Origin of the sequence: Sphingomonas sp. Leaf198, assembly GCF_001424005.1 — a bacterium.
Lineage (GTDB): Bacteria > Pseudomonadota > Alphaproteobacteria > Sphingomonadales > Sphingomonadaceae > Sphingomonas.
The window spans coordinates 79,754-97,714 of record NZ_LMPX01000003.1 but is presented as its reverse complement, the minus strand read 5'-3'; the positions used below and the strand labels follow the sequence as shown (position 1 = coordinate 97,714).

Annotated in this window: 17 protein-coding genes; 11 read left to right on the top strand and 6 right to left on the bottom strand. The window is 66.2% G+C overall.

Annotation, left to right across the window (positions count from 1 at the left end; all coding sequences use genetic code 11):
• Positions 1-67 precede the first annotated feature (67 nt).
• On the bottom strand, positions 68-1,756 hold the full coding sequence (locus tag ASG20_RS12990; RefSeq protein ID WP_056053404.1) for a class I adenylate-forming enzyme family protein: 1,689 nt from the start codon (positions 1,754-1,756) through the stop codon (positions 68-70).
• A 37-nt stretch (positions 1,757-1,793) separates the two neighbouring features.
• Here ASG20_RS12990 and lgt point away from each other — a divergent pair, with 37 nt between their 5' ends.
• The 6 genes from lgt to ASG20_RS12960 all read left to right on the top strand — a co-directional run bounded on the left by lgt (position 1,794) and on the right by ASG20_RS12960 (position 7,429).
• Complete coding sequence (gene lgt, locus ASG20_RS12985) at positions 1,794-2,729, top strand: prolipoprotein diacylglyceryl transferase (protein WP_056053401.1); 936 nt, start codon at positions 1,794-1,796, stop codon at positions 2,727-2,729.
• Positions 2,730-2,780: 51 nt separating this feature from the next.
• Positions 2,781-3,869, top strand: a complete 1,089-nt coding sequence (locus tag ASG20_RS12980; protein WP_056053398.1) for a class I SAM-dependent methyltransferase — start codon at positions 2,781-2,783, stop codon at positions 3,867-3,869.
• A complete protein-coding gene (locus ASG20_RS12975) occupies positions 3,821-4,378 on the top strand; it encodes a GNAT family N-acetyltransferase (RefSeq protein WP_330218677.1) in 558 nt (185 codons plus the stop codon). The genes ASG20_RS12980 and ASG20_RS12975 overlap by 49 nt, the downstream gene beginning before the upstream one ends.
• A gap of 159 nt (positions 4,379-4,537) precedes the next feature.
• Positions 4,538-5,311, top strand: a complete 774-nt coding sequence (gene pgeF, locus ASG20_RS12970) for a peptidoglycan editing factor PgeF (protein WP_056053395.1) — start codon at positions 4,538-4,540, stop codon at positions 5,309-5,311.
• Positions 5,312-5,401: 90 nt separating this feature from the next.
• Complete coding sequence (locus tag ASG20_RS12965; protein ID WP_056053392.1) at positions 5,402-6,748, top strand: cystathionine gamma-synthase family protein; 1,347 nt, start codon at positions 5,402-5,404, stop codon at positions 6,746-6,748.
• 162 nt (positions 6,749-6,910) lie between these two features.
• The gene (locus ASG20_RS12960) at positions 6,911-7,429 is read left to right on the top strand and encodes a phosphoribosyltransferase (RefSeq protein ID WP_056053389.1); all 519 of its coding nucleotides are present in this window, start codon (positions 6,911-6,913) and stop codon (positions 7,427-7,429) included.
• 367 nt (positions 7,430-7,796) lie between these two features.
• On the opposite strand, the gene ASG20_RS12955 is transcribed toward ASG20_RS12960, so the two are convergent.
• Entirely contained in the window at positions 7,797-8,192 is a 396-nt protein-coding gene (locus ASG20_RS12955; protein ID WP_056054699.1) for a glycine zipper 2TM domain-containing protein, read from the bottom strand.
• Between the two features lie 155 nt (positions 8,193-8,347).
• Between ASG20_RS12955 and ASG20_RS12950 the strand changes: the two genes are divergently transcribed.
• On the top strand, positions 8,348-9,373 hold the full coding sequence (locus tag ASG20_RS12950; protein ID WP_231420603.1) for an esterase-like activity of phytase family protein: 1,026 nt from the start codon (positions 8,348-8,350) through the stop codon (positions 9,371-9,373).
• Between the two features lie 71 nt (positions 9,374-9,444).
• On the opposite strand, the gene rpmB is transcribed toward ASG20_RS12950, so the two are convergent.
• Complete coding sequence (gene rpmB / locus ASG20_RS12945) at positions 9,445-9,744, bottom strand: 50S ribosomal protein L28 (RefSeq protein ID WP_056053386.1); 300 nt, start codon at positions 9,742-9,744, stop codon at positions 9,445-9,447.
• A gap of 182 nt (positions 9,745-9,926) precedes the next feature.
• Between rpmB and ASG20_RS12940 the strand changes: the two genes are divergently transcribed.
• Entirely contained in the window at positions 9,927-10,145 is a 219-nt protein-coding gene (locus ASG20_RS12940) for a hypothetical protein (protein WP_055874129.1), read from the top strand.
• Between the two features lie 60 nt (positions 10,146-10,205).
• Positions 10,206-10,634, top strand: coding sequence for a nucleoside deaminase (locus tag ASG20_RS12935; protein WP_056054692.1), 429 nt, complete (start codon positions 10,206-10,208; stop codon positions 10,632-10,634).
• A gap of 150 nt (positions 10,635-10,784) precedes the next feature.
• Here the strand turns inward: ASG20_RS12935 and pepN are convergent, their stop codons facing one another.
• A complete protein-coding gene (pepN, locus tag ASG20_RS12930) occupies positions 10,785-13,373 on the bottom strand; it encodes an aminopeptidase N (RefSeq protein ID WP_056053382.1) in 2,589 nt (862 codons plus the stop codon).
• Between the two features lie 106 nt (positions 13,374-13,479).
• Here pepN and ASG20_RS12925 point away from each other — a divergent pair, with 106 nt between their 5' ends.
• Positions 13,480-15,186: a M28 family metallopeptidase gene (locus ASG20_RS12925; protein ID WP_056053379.1), complete on the top strand. Its 1,707-nt coding sequence runs from the start codon at positions 13,480-13,482 to the stop codon at positions 15,184-15,186.
• Entirely contained in the window at positions 15,183-16,019 is an 837-nt protein-coding gene (locus tag ASG20_RS12920; RefSeq protein WP_056053376.1) for a hypothetical protein, read from the top strand. The genes ASG20_RS12925 and ASG20_RS12920 overlap by 4 nt, the downstream gene beginning before the upstream one ends.
• On the opposite strand, the gene ASG20_RS12915 is transcribed toward ASG20_RS12920, so the two are convergent.
• Entirely contained in the window at positions 15,932-16,852 is a 921-nt protein-coding gene (locus ASG20_RS12915) for a DMT family transporter (RefSeq protein ID WP_056053374.1), read from the bottom strand. The genes ASG20_RS12920 and ASG20_RS12915 overlap by 88 nt on opposite strands.
• Positions 16,849-17,850 (bottom strand): threonine aldolase family protein, encoded by a 1,002-nt coding sequence (locus ASG20_RS12910; RefSeq protein ID WP_056053371.1) that lies wholly within the window; start codon positions 17,848-17,850, stop codon positions 16,849-16,851. Before ASG20_RS12910 ends, ASG20_RS12915 begins: the two co-directional genes overlap by 4 nt.
• Between the last annotated feature and the right edge of the window lie 111 nt (positions 17,851-17,961).

The following is a 17,961-nucleotide window of genomic DNA, read 5'->3' as shown; positions in this document are numbered from 1 at the left end:
TCACTGCCCCTCTCCCTTCCGTCGCCAAGCGGCTCCTCCCTCCCTCTCCCCGTAGGGGCGAGGGAATTTAGACGAGCGCTCGGTACGTGGCTTTCAGCGACACCTTGTCGATCTTCTCCGTCCCCAGTCTTGGGAGCGGCTCTTCCGAAATCCAGATCTGCTGCGGTATCTTGAACGCGGCGATGTGCTGGTGGAGGAACGCGGTCAGGTCGTCCGGGGTCAGCGTTTCGCCGTCCCGCGTGACGACCACTGCGCCGGGGACCTCGCCGAAGCGCTCGTCAGCGAGGCCGAACACGGCGGCTTCCGCGACCGCTGCGTGTTCGTACAACGCCGCCTCGACCTCCTGGCACGAGATGTTCTCGCCGCCGCGGATGATGATGTCTTTCTTGCGGTCGACGATGAACAGGTAGCCGTCCTCGTCGAGGTAACCGATGTCGCCGGTGCGGAAATAGCCGTCCGACGTGAACGCCGCGGCGGTCGCATCCGGGCGGTTCCAATATTCCTTGAAGTTGCAGATCGTGCGGATGCAGACCTCGCCGCGCTGGCCCTGGTCGACCGAGTGGCCGGCATCGTCGAGGATCGCGAGGTCGACCAACGGCGCGCCGGGGCGGCCGGCGGAGTTGGGCTTGGCGAGATAATTGCCGCGCCAGTTGCCGGTGCCGACCGCGTTGGTCTCGGTCAGGCCGTAGCCGATCAGCGGTGCGCTTCCGCCCATTTCCTCGTCGATGCGGCGGACGTGATCGACTGGGCGCGGCGCACCGCCCGCGGCGAAATCGGTGACGGTCGATAGGTCGTAATTCGCCCGGTCGGGGTGGTTGAGGATCTCGAAGCTCATCAGCGGTACGCCGACGAAATAGGTGACGCCTTCCGCTTCGATCAGCCGCATCGCCTCGCCTGCATCCCATTTCGGCATCAGCACCAGCTTGCGCCCCATCGCGAAGCTCTGGAGGAAGACGGGGACCTCCCCGGTGATGTGGAATAGCGGGATCGTGAGCAGCGTGACCGGCTGGCCGACCGGCGGATTGCCTTGCGCGGTGGCGATCCCGACCATCATCATGACCTGGCCGAGATAGTTGAAGATGCCCTGCACGACGGCGCGGTGTTCGGAGAGCGCGCCCTTCGATTGGCCTGTCGAGCCCGATGTGAACAGGATCGTCGCATGATCCTCCGGCCCGAGCAGCGGGAGGTCGGCGGTGTGATCGTCCTTTGCGAACACGGCTCCAAGCGCGGCGTCGAGTTCGCGCGAATCGTCGATCTCGACCACGGGCGACCGTAGGCCTGCGATCTGCGCGAGGCGCTTCACCCGCGGCGGATCGGCGAACACGAGCGCGCAATCGACCTCGCCGATCGCGGTCTCCAGTTCCTCCGACTGCCACCAGCCGTTGAGCAGGGTCGCGACGCCGCCAGCCATGATGATGCCCATGTAGAGGACGATCCACGACGGCGAATTGCGCATCGCAATGCCGACGCGGTCGCCCTTGGCGATCCCGTACCCGCCCACCAGCGCCCGCGCGGTGCGCTCAGCGGCGGCGTAGACCTTACCGAACGTCAGGCGTTCATCGCCCGAGACGAGGAAGACGGCGTCGCGATGCTCGTTGGCATAATGCGCGAAATAATAGCTGAGCGCGGGCGGGGCGGCGGCGATCGTCGGCAGCGTGACGCCGAACCGCTCGGCCGATCCGAGCGCGAGCATGCCGTCGGGCGCGGTCAGCGCGGCCATCGTCGAATCCATAGCTGCATCGAGCTCGGTCCGCATATCGCTCTCCTACTTGGTCTTATCGTTATCGGCCTTTATGCAGGGGCGAACGCGTGGGGAAAAGCCTTTGATCCTGTCGACCATCACCGCCGCTGCGGGTGCCGTAGCGCCTGCCGTCGGCAGTCACATCCGCTTCGAGGATTTGGGGCTGCACCCCGACGTATTCTCGATCGGCTTCTTCACGCTGCGCTGGTACAGCCTTGCCTATATCGGCGGGATCCTGCTCGGCTGGTGGTATCTGCTGAAGCTGCTCGCCCAGCCCGGCGCACCGATGGCGCGCCGGCATGCCGACGACCTCGTATTCTACGCGACGCTCGGGATCATCCTCGGCGGGCGGCTCGGCTATGTGATCTTCTACGCGCCCGAGATGTTCCTGCATCCGCTGCGGATCTTCCGGCTCTGGGACGGCGGCATGTCGTTCCACGGCGGCGTCATCGGCACGTCGATCGGGCTGATCCTGTTTGCGCGGAAGCATCAGCTCAACTGGCTGCGCGTGCACGATTATATCGCGTGCTGCGTACCGTTCGGGCTGTTCTTCGGGCGGCTGGCGAACTTCGTCAACGGCGAGCTGTGGGGCAAGCCGACCGACGTCGCGTGGGGGATCATCTTCGAGCGCACCGTGCCGTTCGGGATGGTCGAGCCGGCGCGGCATCCGAGCCAGCTGTACGAGGCCGGGCTGGAGGGTATCGTCCTGTTCGCGCTGCTGTGGTTCGCGTTCTGGAAGACCAAGGCGCGGTATGACCCGGGCAAGCTCGTCGGGTTGTTCGTGCTGGGGTACGGGATCGCGCGGTTTACCGTCGAGTTCTTCCGCGAGCCGGATTCGCAGCTGCGGGCGTTTGCCGAGCATACCGGGCTGCACATGGGGCAGTGGCTGTGCGTGCCGATGATCGTCGGTGGCGCGTATCTGGTGGCGACATCGGCCAAGCGGCGGGTGCGGGTCGAGTCGATCGCGGGGACGGCGAGCGTCGCCTGACCCCCCTCCCGCTTGCGGGAGGGGTTGGGGGAGGGCATGGCCGCAAATGTCATGGCCAACGATAATCCAGCCCCTCCCCTAACCCCTCCCGCAAGCGGAAGGGGAATAGACACCGCGCTTCCCGAACGTCTCGCCCGAGCGATTGCGCTCGCGGGTCCGATCCCTGTCGCGCAGTATATGGCGGCGGCGAACGCGCACTATTATGCGACGCGCGACCCGTTGGGGGCGGGGGGCGACTTCACCACCGCGCCCGAGATCAGCCAGATGTTCGGCGAGCTTGTCGGGCTGTGGTGTGCCGATCTTTGGGACCGTGCTGGCCGCCCGGATGTGGCGTGGGTCGAGCTCGGGCCGGGTCGCGGGACTCTGGCCGCTGACGCCGCGCGGGCGATGGCGAAGGCAGGGCTCGAGCCTCCGGTGCATTTCGTCGAGACCAGTCCGGCGCTGCGGGCCGCGCAGGCCGAGCGGGTGCCCGCTGCCACGTGGCACGACTCGATCGATACGCTGCCGACCGATCGCCCGCTGATCGTCGTCGCCAACGAGTTCTTCGACGCGCTGCCGATCCGGCAGTTGGTGAAGCGCGAGCAGTGGCACGAACGCCTCGTCGCGGCGCAGGACCTGCTGTTCTTGCCGATAGCCGGCAAGCCGCTCCCGGATGCCGTCATCCCCGAGCCGTTTCGCGATGCGCCCGCAGGCTCGATCCTCGAAACCTCGCCTGCCGCCGTGACGATCATTCGCGGTCTCGCCAAGCGGATCGCGGCGCAGGGCGGTGCGCTGATCGCGATCGACTATGGCTATGAGGGGCCGGCGCTCGGCGACACGTTGCAGGCGGTGCGCGGGCATGCGTTCGCCAATCCGTTCGATGCGCCGGGCGAGCATGACCTGACCGCGCATGTCGACTTCACCACGCTCGCCGCCGCGGCACAGGCCGAGGGGGCTGTTGCTTGGGGGCCGGTGACGCAGCGCGACCTGCTCGGTGCGCTCGGGATCGATTCGCGGACGTCGGCGCTCGCCAAGGCGTCGCCTGCGCGGGCGGAGGCATTGGCGGCGGATCGGAGGAGGTTGATGGACGACATGGGTACGCTCTTCAAAGCGTGCGCGATCACCGCGCCGAACTGGCCGACACCGGCGGCGTTTGCATGATGGCCTATCGCAATGCGGTGCCCGCCGACGGTGCAGAACTCGGCTCGATGGCGAAGCAGTCTTTCACCGATACGTTCGGTACGCTGTACCGGCCTGAAGACCTCGCCGCGTTTCTCGAGCAAGCGTTCGGGGAAAAGGGGTTGCTGGCGCAGCTGTCCGACCCTGCCTTCACGGTGCGTGTCGCGGTGGACGAGGCGGGTGCGATCGTTGGGTTTGCCAAGATCGGACCGGTGGCGTTTCCGGGCGATTGGCCTGCGACGGCGATCGAACTTCACCAGCTTTATGTGCGGGGTGACCAGCATGGTGCGGGTGTCGGCCCTGCGTTGATGGACTGGGCGATCGATGTTGCGCGCGCTGATGGTCGCACGGAGATGATTCTCAGCGTCTATGTGGACAACCACCGGGCGCACCGGTTCTATCAGCGGTACGGCTTCGTCGAGATTGGGCGGTATGTGTTCATGGTCGGCGAGCAGCCTGATGATGACCGGATCATGCGGCTTGTGCTGTGAGGGCTGGTGCTACCAGCATCGCGCGGAACGGTACCACCCCGGCGGAGGCCGGGGCCCAATTGGAAAGGTCGTAGTAACGATGCGCATTCCCCTGTCAGCAACGTCCCCCAATTGGGCCCCGGCCTTCGTCGGGGTGGAGCTATCGGAGGGGCGGTCGCTATGACTATCGGAGCGATCCGTGCGAAGGCGCTTGGCGACATTCCGCATGGCTTTCTCGGACGGCGTGGCGGCGTCTCGACCGGGGCGTATGCGAGCCTTAACGTCGGCATCGGGTCCGACGACGACCCCGCCGCCATTGCTGAGAACCGCCGTCGCGCTACCGAGGCCGTCCTCCCCGGTGCGAGACTTGTCGGTCTCTATCAGGTCCATTCCGCCGACGCGGTCACCGTGATCGAGCCGTTCGACGACGCGATCCGCCCGCATGCCGATGCGCTGGTCACCAACCGCCCCGGCCTTGCGCTCGGTATTCTTACCGCGGACTGCGCGCCCGTATTGTTCGCCGACGCGCACGCCGGCGTCGTCGCGGCCGCGCATGCTGGGTGGAAGGGCGCGCTCGGGGGCGTCACCGATGCGACGATCCTCGCGATGGAGGCGATCGGTGCGCACCGCGACCGGATCGTCGCCGCCGTCGGGCCGTGCATCGCGCGCGCCAGCTATGAGGTCGACGACGCCTTCATCCGCCGGTTCTGCGAAGCGGATCCGGAGAACGAGCGCTTCTTCGCGGACGGTCGCGCCATCGAGAACAGGGGCGGTCATTACCAGTTCGACCTGGAGGCCTATGTCGTCAGCCGGCTCGCGGTCGCCGGGATCGGCCGGATCGAGGCGCTCGGGCTCGACACCTACACCGATGACGATCGCTTTTTCAGCTATCGGCGCGCGACCCATCGCGGCGAGCCCTCCTATGGGCGCCAGATCAGCATAATCGGTCTGTAACGGGGGCCCGTAACGGCTCCCAAAGCCCTCGCCGGTCGTTTAGGCTCCGCACATCGGCTCGCATAAGACGGGCCACGCAGGAGCATATTGATGTCCGATACCCCCGAAAACGCCGGCGCAGTCCCCGCCGAAACCGAAGCGGACCTGACCGGCGTAGCGGCACGCGTCGCACCCAAGCCTGAAGTCGAGAAGATCGGCGGGCGCAAACTGAAGCCGTCGACCTTGATGATGGGGCACGGTTACGATCCCGCGCTGTCGGAAGGCTCGCTGAAGCCGCCGATCTTTCTTACCTCGACCTTCGTGTTTCCCAACGCGGCGGCGGGCAAGCGCCACTTCGAAGGCGTTACGGGCAAGCGTCCGGGCGGGGCCGAGGGGCTCGTCTATTCGCGCTTCAACGGCCCGAACCAGGAGATCCTCGAGGATCGTCTCGGTGTCTGGGAAGAGGCGGAGGACGCGCTCGCCTTCTCGTCGGGCATGTCGGCGATCGCGACGCTGTTCCTCGCGATGGTCAAGCCGGGCGACACGATCGTCCATTCGGGGCCGTTGTATGCGGCGACGGAGACACTGATCGGCCGCGTGCTCGGCAAGTTCGGGGTCAAGTGGCTCGACTTCCCGGCGGGTGCGACGCGCGAGGAAATCGACGCGGTGATGACCGAGGCGGCGACCGGTAACGTCGCGCTGATCTATCTGGAAAGCCCGGCGAACCCGACCAATGCACTGGTCGACGTCGAGGCGGTCGCAGCCAGCCGTGACGCGATCTTCAAGGGCGAGAAGCCACCGATCGCGATCGACAACACCTTCCTCGGGCCGCTCTGGTTCCAGCCGCTCAAGCATGGCGCGGACATCGTCGTCTACTCGCTGACGAAGTATGTCGGTGGGCATTCGGATCTGGTCGCGGGCGGCGTGCTGGGGTCGAAGGAGCACATCAACACGATCCGGACGATGCGGAACACGATCGGGACGATCACCGATCCGAATACGGCGTGGATGTTGCTGCGGTCGCTGGAGACTCTCGAACTGCGGATGAGCCGCGCGGGCGAGAATGCCGCGAAGGTCTGCGCTTTTCTCCGCCACCATCCGAAGGTCGAGCGGGTCGCGTATCTCGGCTTTCTTGAGGACGAGCCGGGTATGGAGCGGCAGGCGGACATTTATCGCCGCCATTGCACCGGCGGGGGCTCGACCTTCTCGCTGTATCTCAAGGGTGGCGAGCGCGAGAGCTTCGCATTCCTCGATGCGCTGAAGATCGCCAAACTGGCGGTGTCGCTGGGGGGGACCGAGACGTTGGCCAGTCATCCTGCGGGCATGACGCATCTGTCGGTGCCGGATGCGCGCAAGCAGGCGCTGGGGATCACGGATAATCTCGTCCGGATCTCGATCGGGGTGGAGGATCCGGACGATCTGATCGCCGATTTCGAGCAGGCGCTGGAGACGATCTGACCTTGATACGGTAGCTCCCGTTCCTTGTTCTCCCGCGAAGGCGGGAGCCCAGACTGGATCCCCGCCGCCTTCGCGGGGAAACAAGGACCGGGCGTTGCACCTGTGGCGCAAAGCTGGCGGGTTTTGGGTGAAGTCTTCGCCCTGACCCGCTAGCATCCCACAATGCCGACCTTTACCCCCATCCCGCAGCACGAGTTCGTCGCTGCGATCCACATTCTCGCCGCCAAGCTGGTCGAGGATACCGAGTGGAAACCCGATTACATCATTGGCATCGGCCGCGGTGGTCTCGTGCCCGCGGTGTTCCTCAGCCATGCGATCGGGTTGCCGACGTTGTCGGTCGATTATTCTAGCCAAGTGAAGGACTTCGCCGACGAGCCACTGGTAAAGCTCGCCGCGCGGACGCGAGAGGGCGAGCGGCTGCTGTTTGTCGACGACATCAATGATTCGGGGCGGACGATTACGCATCTACGTGGTGCGCTGGCGGCGGCGGGTGCTGTCGAGGGATCGGTGCGGTTTGCGATGTTGATCGACAACGTCAGTTCGGCCGAGCGGATCGAGTATTGTGCGCGGACGATCGACCGCGCGGTGACGAAGGACTGGTTCGTATTTCCCTGGGAGGCAGTCGCGCCGGCGGCGGCGATTGCCGAGGATGCGGCGGAAGTGCCTGAGCGGATTGCCTGATCGAGCCCACCACCGTCATCTGATCCACGCACTACCGTCATCCTGACGAAAGTCAGGACCCAGGGTAACTGACCACCGTAGGTCGTGGCTCTCGGTCCTGACGTTCGTCAGGATGACGGAGTAGGTGAGACGGCGCTATCACCATCTATGGTGCCGGATTGAGACGAACAAAGGGCCGGCTCCCATACGAGAAGCCGGCCCTCGCCCTCGATACGCTACGCGAGGGAACTGGGAAACTGGTTGGGGTGGCCTAAGCAGGGCGCGACGTCGGCAAAGCCGTCGTCGGTCGGGTCAGGCTAAGCGCCTGCCCGCCGTCCGCGCCGGCGGTTGCTCGCTTTCGCTCGCACCGGCCCGGGCGTTGCCGGGCTTACCGCCGGCAATACCCGGGGTTATCCGACTTATCGATCGCGTTGCCGGCCAGGCCACCGCCGGCCGCGCCGAGCAGGGTCCCGATCGTCCGGTCACCACGACCGGCGATGGTGTGACCGAGCAGGCCGCCGGCGAGCGCACCGATGATCGTGCCGCCGGTGTTGTCGCAACCGCGACGGCTGCGCGCGTTGTAGTTGTAGCGGCGGTCGTTGCCGCGGTACTCGCGATAGTCGCTCCGGTCGTAACCACGATCGTATCCGCGATAGCCGTCCTGATACCCATCGTAGCCACGCTCGTAGCGTGGACCCCAGCGCTGCGCATCGGCGGCGGCAGGAACGAGGGCGGTCGCACCCAATGCGAGGGCACTGGCGGCGAGTGTAAAAGTCTTGAACATCGTGCGTCTCCCGTTGGGGATTTCGGCGGCGGCGGGGGCCGTGCTTCCATCCTCGATGAGACGCTTATGGGTGATTCGCATTGAGCTGAGCCTGAATGCCTCCGTTATCCGCTGTTCATGCTTCCGCGGATCGCCGGACGCCCTATTAGGACGCGATGCGGCGCCTGATCATTGTCCTGTTCGTATGCGTAAGCGTCCACATGATCGTCCCGACCTGGTCGGGCGAAGCGCGGCTCGACCTGCTCGGCAGGAGCGCGCAATTGACTGCGACCCGAGTCATGCTCGATCGTACCGACCCGCGGCATGTCCGGGTTGGCGGGCTTACCTATCTCGGCGGCGTTGCCCTCGACAGCCGCGATCCGGCGTTCGGCGGCTTCTCGTCGCTCGATGTCGCACATTCTGGCACGGACGACCGATTCACGCTGCTCAGCGACGGCGGCAATATCGTCCAGTTCCACATGGGGCAGGATTGGCGGCCGCACGCGATCGCGTTCGCCAACCTGCCCGCCGGGCCCGGCATCGGCTGGGAAAAGGGCGACCGTGACAGCGAGTCGATGGCGATCGACCCGCGCACTGGCCAGATCTGGGTCGGTTTCGAATACCGCAACGCGATCTGGCGATATTCGTCCGGTTTCACCGGCTACGAGGCCCGCGTAAACCCCGAGGCGATGCGAAAATGGCCCGCCAATGGCGGTGCCGAGTCGATGGCCCGCATGCCGGATGGCCGGTTCGTAGTCATCAGCGAGGTGGCGCATGCGCGTCCCTCGGATTGGAGTCGGTCCGAAGACGAGCGGCTGCACACGCGCCAGGCGCTGATCTTCGCGGGGGACCCGACTCAGGTCGGGCCGCCGCAACGTTTCGCCTACGAACCATATGGCCGCTACGATCCGTCCGACGTCACCGCATTGCCGAACGGCGACCTGCTGGTGCTCGATCGCGGTTTCAGGCTGCCGTTCCGTTGGTCCAACCGGATATCGCGGGTCGTCGCGCGGGATGTGGCGGCGGGGCGAGTCGCGCGCGGCCGCCTGATCGCGACGATCGACGCGCCGCTGATCCACGATAATTTCGAAGGGATCGACACGACGGTCGAGAACGGCGCGACGATCGTGTGGATCGTGTCGGACGACAACCAGATGTTTCTCCAGCGCACGCTGCTGCTGAAGTTCAGGCTGGATCGCTAGCCTTACAAACGCCGACGGCCCGCCCTGCTAGGTGCAGGGCGGGCCGCGGTAATCGCAGTACGACGTCGCTGTTAAGCGGCGACGGCCGATGCTGCGATCTTCTTGACGACTTCGCGCTTCAGGCGACGAACGCGGAGCGACAGCTTGTCGTCCGAGACCTTCACCAGCCAGTTGTCGAGGCCACCATTGTGCTCGACGGTGCGCAGGCCGTGCGTCGAGACGCGCAGCTTGACGCCCTTCTCGAGCGAATCGGAAAGCAGCGTGACGTTCTGCAGGTTCGGAAGGAACGTGCGCTTGGTCTTGTTGTTGGCGTGGGAGACGTTGTTCCCGACCATCCGGCCCTTGCCGGTCAGTTCGCAGATGCGCGACATGTGATTACCTATTCAAGTGTCGGGAGGAACCCCGGAAAGGCGCGCGGATAGCTGGCACGCCGGCTTTCGTCAACCGATTCACGTCAAACGTGCCCGCGGTTGTCCGCAATGGGCATTGTGCAACCCACGGCGATCGACGACGTTGTTACGCTATCGAACTGTTCAATAAAAGGGGATGTCCAATGCGTACGCTCTTGTCTCTCGTCGCGATCGTCGTGCTGGTCGTGGTCGGCCTGATGTATTTCGGGATCATCAACATCGACCAGACCCGCCAGGGCGTCGTCCAGGCACCGAAGTTCCAGGCCGACGTCGCCAAGGTCACGCTCGGCACCGAGAACAAGACCGTGGCGGTGCCGACGATCAACGTCGAGAAGCCGGCCAACAGCCAGGCACCGAACTGAGCTTTACGGAACGCGGGCAGCGGGGCAGGGCCTGAGGCCATGTTCCGCGTTCCCGACCCTATGCGCCGCGCGCTCGATGCGGCACGCGATGCGGCGCTGGCTGGGGAAGTCCCGGTTGGCGCCGTTGTCGTTAAGGACGGCGTTATTATCGCGACGGGGGCGAATGCGCCGCGGGCGTTGTGCGATCCGACCGCGCATGCGGAGATCCAGGCGATTCGCGCTGCTGCTTTGGTTCTCGGTAGCGACAGGCTCGAGGGGTGCGATCTATGGGTGACGCTGGAGCCTTGCGCGATGTGTGCCGGGGCGATCGCGCATGCCCGGATCGCGCGGCTCTATTATGGGGCGGCGGATGCGAAGGGTGGGGCGGTGGAACATGGGCCGCGGTTTTTTGGGCAGCCGACGTGTCATCATCGGCCTGAGATTTATGCGGGAATTGCGGAGACCGAGGCGGCGATGATCCTGCGGGAGTTCTTTGCCGCGCGCAGGTAGGGCATCGTAGTCGGGTTCGCGCTACCTTGCTCCGGTCGCACCACCCACTTCCGTTCGCCCTGAGCGAAGTCGAAGGGCATGCCCCAAGTGAAAGTGCTTCGACTTCGCTCAGCACGAACGGATGGGGGGCTGTTCGCAGTTCCTGGCGAGTTAGCCCTCCAGACTCTTCGACGCCTGCTCGAACACATCCTTCGATAGCCCCGGCGTCCGCACGATCCGTTCCAGTTCCGCGCGCATCAACCCCGCGCGCGCCGCGTCGAACCGGCGCCAGCGGCCGAGCGGCGGCAGGAGTTTCGCCGCGGTCTGTGGGTTCAACCGGTCCAGCGCGATCAGCTGGTCCGCGAGAAACCGGTAGCCACTGCCGTCGGCATTGTTGAACGCCCGCTGGTTCGCGCCGAATGCGCCGATCAGCGAGCGGGCGCGGTTGGGGTTGGTGAGGGTGAAGTCGGCATGGTCGGCGAGCCCCGCGACGATTGCGCCGGTATCGTCGCGCGACGACTGCGCCTGCGCCTGGAACCACTTGTCGAGCACCAGCGGGTTGTCGCAATATTGGCTGTAGAAGATGTCGAGCGCAGTGGTGCGGATCTCGGACCCGCTGCTGACCAGCGTCGTCAGCGCGCCCATCCGGTCGGTCATGTTGTCCGCCGAATCGAACTGCGCGAAGGCGAGGTCGGCCGCATCATCCGCGCCGCTCGCCGCTATATAGCCGAGTGCAACCGACCGCAGGCGACGCAGACCCTTGCCCTCCGGCGTATAGGCGTAGGACTGGCCCTCGCTCCGCGCGTACGCCTGGCGCCATTGCGCCTCCAGCCGCGTGCCGAGATCGCGACGCAGCGCCTCGCGCGCACGGAAGATCGCGTCGGGATCGACGACGGCCATCTGGTCGCCGATGAAGCTTTCCGACGGCAGCAACACCGCCTCGGCGACGAACGCGAGATCGAGATCGGTATTGGCGAGCGTGTTCGCGACGGCGGCGATCACGGCCTCGTGATCCGCATGACCGCCCGTCGAGGCGACCAGCGTATCGAGCATCAACTGCTGCATCGCCTCGTAGCGCGCGAACGGATCGTCGTCGTGCGCGCTGAGGAAGGCGAGGTCGGCGGCGGTGCGGTCGCTATCGACCACCACGGGGGCAGAGAAGCCGCGGTTGATCGACAGCACCGGGCGTTCGGCCAGACCTTCGAATTCGATCGTGTCGAGCGTGTCGTCGAACAAGACGAGGCGTTCGTCGGTCAACGCCGCACCCGATTCGGCACCGAACAACTTCACCCGCAACGGCAGCACCATCGGCGACTTTACCGGCTGGCCGGGCGTCGCGGGTACCTGCTGCGCTAAGCGTAGCGTCGCGCGGTCGCCGTCGTGCGACAGGCTCGCCGAAACACGCGGCGTGCCCGCCTGCGAATACCAGAGGCGGAACTGGGTAAGGTCGACCTTGCCGCCTTCCTCCATCGAGGTCACAAAATCCTCGCAGGTCGCCGCCGTCCCGTCGTAGCGATCGAAATACAGGTCGGTGCCGGCGCGGAAGCCCTTCGGTCCGAGGATCGCGGCCATCATCCGGATCAGCTCGGCGCCCTTGTTGTAGATCGTCGCGGTGTAGAAGTTGGAGATCTCCTGGTAGGATTCAGGCCGCACGGGATGCGCGAGCGGGCCGGAATCCTCGGGGAATTGCGACGCGCGCAGGCCCCGGACATCCTCGATCCGCTTGACGGCGCGCGAACCCTGGTCGGCGGAGAAGCCCTGGTCGCGGTAGACCGTGAAGCCTTCCTTCAACGACAGCTGGAACCAGTCGCGGCAGGTGATCCGGTTGCCCGACCAGTTGTGGAAATATTCGTGCGCGACGACCGCAGCGATCGCGTCATAGTCGTAATCGGTCGCGGTATCCGGGTCGGCGAGGATGTAGCGCGAGTTGAAGATGTTGAGCCCCTTGTTCTCCATCGCGCCGAAGTTGAAATCGTCGACCGCGACGATGTTGAACACGTCCAGATCATACTCGCGGCCATAGGTCGTCTCGTCCCACGCCATCGCGAGTTCGAGTGCCTTGAGTGCGTGGTCGGTCTTGGGCAGGTCGGCCTCGCGCACCCAGATGCCGAGCGACACCTCGCGGCCCGACATGGTCGTGAAGCTGCTGCGGTTCACGGCGAGGTCGCCGGCGACCAGCGCGAACAGGTACGACGGCTTGGGGAACGGATCGTGCCAGGCCGCCCAGTGGCGGCCGTCGTCGAGATCGCCCTGCGCGACCGGATCGCCGTTCGCGAGCAGCACGGGGAAGTGCTTCCTGTCGGCGGTCATCCGGACCGAATAGACGCTGAGCACGTCGGGGCGGTCGGGGAAGTAGGTAATGCGGCGGAAGCCTTCCGCCTCGCACTGCGTGCAGAGATTACCGCCCGAGGCATAGAGCCCCATCAACTGCGTGTTGCGATCCGGGGCGATCTCGACCTGAGTCTCGACGACATGCGCGGCGCCGGTGAGGGGAATGACGAGCTGTTCGCCGTCGATCCGCCAGTCGTTGATCGCGACGCCGTCGACCGTGACCGAGAGCGGCTTCTGGCCCGCGCCGTCGAGCCGGAGCGGTGCGGCGTGATCGCCGTTGCGCGTTACCGACAGTGTTGCCGTTACGCGGGTGGTGGAGGGATCGAGGTCGAAATCCAGTTTCGTCTCGGGGACCAGCCACTCGGGCGGGGTATAGTCCTCGCGGCGAATGACGAGCGGGTGGGCGAGACTGTTCTGGATATCGAGCATATGTTTGCGAATATAGGGCCGTAGCCGCCTATCGCCAGCCAAAGCTTGCGCGGGTGACGGTGGATGCTACGCCGCTGCAACACGTTCCCTTTGCAAGGATTTCCGGATGTATCGTCCTATCGGCGCGCTCGCGGTGCTCGCGCTTTCTACCTCTGCCCTTGCTCAGACTGCGCCACAAGCTGCCCCCGCGCCGGTTCCGGTGACCGCGCCGAATACTGCCGAGTTGAACGCGAAGCTCGCAGCACCGCTGCCGGCGGATCAGGCGTCGATGAAGGCGCATGTGCTGTTTCTCGCGTCGGATGCGATGAAGGGTCGCGAGGCCGGCAGCCCCGAGTTCGATATCGCCGCGCAATATGTCGCCGCGCAGTTTTATGCCGCGGGTCTGCGGCCGGGTGGCGATCAGGGCGGCTATCTCCAGACCGTGCCGCTCGTGTCGTACAAGGCGGCGAGCAAGGGCGATTTCGTCTGGACCGGTCGCGGGCCTGCGCAGCCGCTCGTATTCGGTGAAGACTACGTCCCCGCGGCGAACGGCGCGAAGGCCGAGACCAGCGTTTCAGCACCGGTGGTGTTCGTCGGCTACGGGATCGACGCGCCGCAATATGGCCAGGACGATTACAAGGGCGTCGACGTGCGCGGCAAGATCGTCGCCTATTTCGGCGGCTCGCCCGCGCGGTTCGGCGGCGAGGAGCGCGCGTTCTTCGGGTCGGGCGGTACCAAGGCGGCGATCGCGCAGGCCAAGGGTGCGGTCGGCGTGATCACGCTGGAGAGCCCGCGCTCGGCGGAGGTGCGGACGTTCGCCAAGCTGGCCGACTCCTATGCGACGCCGCGGATGACGTGGGCGAACCCCGACGGCACCGGCAAGGTCGAAGCGCCCGGCGCGCCGTCGCTCGGGACGGTCAGCATGGCGGGCGCGGCCAAGCTGTTCGCGGGTGCGAAGACACCGTGGAGCCGGATCATGAAGCAGGCGGACCGCGACAATGCGAAGTTCAAGGCGGTGCCGCTGGTCGGTACGCTGACCGTCGCGACCAAGACGAGCTTCGTGCCCGCGGCGAGCAGCAACGTCGTCGGGATGATCCCGGGTAGCGATCCGGTGGTCGGCAAGGAGGTCGTCGTGCTGTCGGCGCATCTCGATCACATCGGCATCACCAAGCCAGTGAAGGGCGACGCGCTCAACAACGGCGCGCTCGACAACGCGATCGGCATCGCCAGCCTGATCGAGGAGGCCAAGCGCTTCACGGCCAGCGGGCAGGCGCCGAAGCGGACGATCATGTTCCTGGCGGTCACGGGCGAGGAGAAGGGGTTGGTCGGCAGCGATTACTTCACCAACCACCCGACCGTGCCGCTGACCTCGATCGTGGCGGACGTGAACCTCGACATGCCGATCCTGACGTACAAGTTCGAGGACATGGTGGTGTTCGGCGCCGAGCGCTCGACGATCGGCCCGATCGTGCAAAAGGCGGTCGCGGCGATCGGCGTCGGCCTCTCGCCCGATCCGATGCCAGAGGAGGGCATCTTCGTCCGCTCGGATCACTTCCGCTTCGTCCAGAAGGGGATCCCGTCGGTGTTCCTGTGGCCGGGTCAGAAGGGGCCGGGCAAGGCGGCGGTCGCGTATTTCATGGCGAACAATTACCACAAGCCGTCGGACGACCTGACGCAGCCGATCCTGTGGGATCAGGGCGTGCGGTTCGTCGATGCGAACTACCGGATCGCGCGCGAGATCGCCGATGGCGCGCAGCGGCCGGTGTGGAACGCGGGCGATTACTTTGGGACGCTGTATAAGGGACCGATGGCAACGACCGGGACGACGAAATGAGCCGACTGCTTATCTTCGGGCTGGGCTACACTGCGGGGCGGCTGGCCGAGCGGCTGGCCGGCGAGGGCTGGCATGTCGTCGGCACGACGCGGGATGGGCGCGATGGTACGCTCCGGTTCGACGATACGGATGCGGTGACGGCGGAGATCGCGGCGGCGACGCATATCCTGTCGTCGGTGCCGCCCGAGCATGAGGCGGACCCCGTGCTCGAGCGCTACGGTTCGCTGTTGCTGCGGACGCGGGCGTGGATCGGGTATCTGTCGTCGACGGGTGTGTACGGCGATGCGCAGGGTGCGTGGGTCGACGAGACGGCGCCGATCGGTGGCGGTCGCAGGAGCGCGCGGGCGGCGGCGGATGCGGACTGGCTGGCCATCGGTGCGCGGACGTTTCGGTTGCCGGGGATCTATGGCCCCGGTCGCTCGCCGCTCGACCGGGTGCGGCAGGGCAAGGCGCACAGGATCGAGCAACCCGGCCAGGTGTTCAGCCGCGCGCATGTCGACGACATCGTCTCGGGGGTGATCGCCGGGTTCGATGCACCGGCGGGGGCGTATAATCTCGCGGACGACGTGCCCGCGTCGCAGAACGACGTGGTGGCGTTCGCGGCGATGCTGCTCGGGATGCCTGCGCCGCCGTTCGTGACGCTCGAGGAACTCTCGGCGATGGGGCGCGGGTTTTATAACGAGAACCGGCGGGTGGCTAACGGGAAGGCCAAGCGCGTGCTTGGCTGGACGCCCGTCTGGCCCGACTACCGTGCCGGCCTGCGTGCGCTGAGTGCGATGACCAGGCCGATGCCGGACAATATTGCGCCGGCGACGGCCAAGGTCGACCAGTGATAATGTTCGAAGATCGTCGATAGCAGCATCGCGATCACCGGCACGATGACGCCCGAATAGGCCGCCTTGGCGGGGCCGATCGCGCGGATGACGTTGAAATACAGCGGGAAGGCGAGCGCCGACGCGAACACGCCGAGATAGAGGATGCCGGCGACGTAGCCGAAGCGCGGCTCGAACACCGGCGGCCCGGTGGTGATCCACGCGAACGCGGCGTCGAGGCACGCGCCGATCAGCATCGCCATCGCCAGCGTTGGGGCCATCGGATAGCGTTTGGCGAACGCGCTGCCCTGGATGACGTTGGCGACGGACGCGGCCATCACGCCGCACAGCGTCAGGACGATGCCGATCGTCGCCGAGCGCGGCCCGTGCGGATCGACCCGCGCTTCGTTGACGAACAGCAACGCGACCCCCGCCATCGCCACGGCGCAGCCGACCATCAGCTGCCGTCCGAGCCGTTGCTTGAGGAAGATGCGGCCAAAGATCGCGTTGGGGACGAGTAGGAGCGCGAACACCACCGCGACGAGCCCGGAGGTCACGTAATGCTCGGCGCGGTAGACGAAGTTGAAGTTGAACGTGAACAGCGCGATGCCGATCACGGCTGCGAACGCATAGCCGCGCGCGTCGAACTTGAAGCTCTCGCGCTTGATGCTGGCGTAGATCGCCATCGCGATGCCGGCGACGAGGAAGCGGTAGCTGATCGACCAGCTCGGCGGCACCACCGATATCTGGTCGCGGATGATCAGCCAGGTCGAGCCCCAGATCAGCGTGACGATGCCGAACGGGATCAGCACCGCGGCGCGGGTCGACTGGGGTGGGTCGGTGGGGCCGGTCACAGCTCGCGGAGGGCGTCAGCGAGCAGGCCGACCGCGTCTGCCGGGCTGTCCCAAGCGGTGACGAGGCGGATCTCGCCCGCGGCCCAGTCGTAGAAGTCGAAGCCCTTCGCGCGCAGGGCTGCGGCTTCTTCCGGCGTGGCGCGGAGGAAGACTTCGTTCGCTTCGACCGGATGGACGAGGCGGTCACCGGCGGCGGCGGCTAGCTTCGTCGCGCCGTCGTTGGCGGCGTTGGCGTTGGCGAGCCAGAGGTCGTCGTCGAGCATCGCGAGGATCTGTGCGGAGAGATATCGCCCCTTCGACAACAACAGCCCGGCGCGTTTGCGGCGGTATTGCGTGACGGCGGCGAGGTCGGGCTTGAAGAAGACCAGCGCCTCCGCGCTCATCGCGCCGTTCTTGACGAAGCCGAAGCTCAGCGCGTCGACACCGGCGCGCCACGTCATCTCGGCGGGCGAGCAGCCGACGCGTGCCATCGCGTTGGCGAAGCGCGCGCCGTCCATGTGGAAGCCGAGCCCGCGCTCCTTCGCCAGCGCGCCGATCTCCGCGACCTCATGAGGTTGGTAGACGCGGCCATATTCGGTGGCGTTGGTGATCGAGATCGCGTGCGGCTGGACGCGGTGGACGTCGTCGGGGATCGCGTCGAGGACGGTGCGGATGGTGTCGGGGATCAGCTTTGCGCCGTCGCCGTCGGCGAGGAACAGCTTGGCGCCATGCGTGTAGAATTCGGGCGCGCCGCCCTCGTCGTTCTGGATGTGCGCGTCGCGGTGGCAGACGATCCCGCCGTGCGGCGGGCAGAGTGCGGCGAGCGCGAGGCAGTTGGCGGCGGTGCCGGTGGGGACCCAGAGCACTGCGACGTCGGTTTCGAACAGCGCGGACAAGCGGCCGTCGAGCTGCTGGCTCCACGCGTCGCCGGCATAGGCGGTGTCGAGCGTGTCGGCGGCGGCGATCGCGGCCATGACCTGCGGGTGGATCCTGGCGGCGTTGTCGGAGAAGAAGCGCATGGGGGAGACATGCTGCGATGCGGTGGTGGCGTCAACGGGGGCGTCTCGCTGAGTTGCGAATCCCCGTTCCTACTCTTCCACCCCGGCGAAGGCCGGGGCCCAAGTGGGGGC

Excerpts from the sequence above, each read along its gene's own strand:
- ASG20_RS12990 (WP_056053404.1), bottom strand. The coding sequence starts at position 1,756 with ATGCGGACCGAGCTCGATGCAGCTATGGATTCGACGATGGCCGCGCTG.
- lgt (WP_056053401.1), top strand. The coding sequence starts at position 1,794 with ATGCAGGGGCGAACGCGTGGGGAAAAGCCTTTGATCCTGTCGACCATC.
- ASG20_RS12980 (WP_056053398.1), top strand. The coding sequence starts at position 2,781 with ATGGCCAACGATAATCCAGCCCCTCCCCTAACCCCTCCCGCAAGCGGA.
- pgeF (WP_056053395.1), top strand. The coding sequence starts at position 4,538 with ATGACTATCGGAGCGATCCGTGCGAAGGCGCTTGGCGACATTCCGCAT.
- ASG20_RS12965 (WP_056053392.1), top strand. The coding sequence starts at position 5,402 with ATGTCCGATACCCCCGAAAACGCCGGCGCAGTCCCCGCCGAAACCGAA.
- ASG20_RS12960 (WP_056053389.1), top strand. The coding sequence starts at position 6,911 with ATGCCGACCTTTACCCCCATCCCGCAGCACGAGTTCGTCGCTGCGATC.
- ASG20_RS12955 (WP_056054699.1), bottom strand. The coding sequence starts at position 8,192 with ATGTTCAAGACTTTTACACTCGCCGCCAGTGCCCTCGCATTGGGTGCG.
- ASG20_RS12950 (WP_231420603.1), top strand. The coding sequence starts at position 8,348 with ATGCGGCGCCTGATCATTGTCCTGTTCGTATGCGTAAGCGTCCACATG.
- rpmB (WP_056053386.1), bottom strand. The coding sequence starts at position 9,744 with ATGTCGCGCATCTGCGAACTGACCGGCAAGGGCCGGATGGTCGGGAAC.
- ASG20_RS12940 (WP_055874129.1), top strand. The coding sequence starts at position 9,927 with ATGCGTACGCTCTTGTCTCTCGTCGCGATCGTCGTGCTGGTCGTGGTC.
- ASG20_RS12935 (WP_056054692.1), top strand. The coding sequence starts at position 10,206 with ATGCGCCGCGCGCTCGATGCGGCACGCGATGCGGCGCTGGCTGGGGAA.
- pepN (WP_056053382.1), bottom strand. The coding sequence starts at position 13,373 with ATGCTCGATATCCAGAACAGTCTCGCCCACCCGCTCGTCATTCGCCGC.
- ASG20_RS12925 (WP_056053379.1), top strand. The coding sequence starts at position 13,480 with ATGTATCGTCCTATCGGCGCGCTCGCGGTGCTCGCGCTTTCTACCTCT.
- ASG20_RS12920 (WP_056053376.1), top strand. The coding sequence starts at position 15,183 with ATGAGCCGACTGCTTATCTTCGGGCTGGGCTACACTGCGGGGCGGCTG.
- ASG20_RS12910 (WP_056053371.1), bottom strand. The coding sequence starts at position 17,850 with ATGCGCTTCTTCTCCGACAACGCCGCCAGGATCCACCCGCAGGTCATG.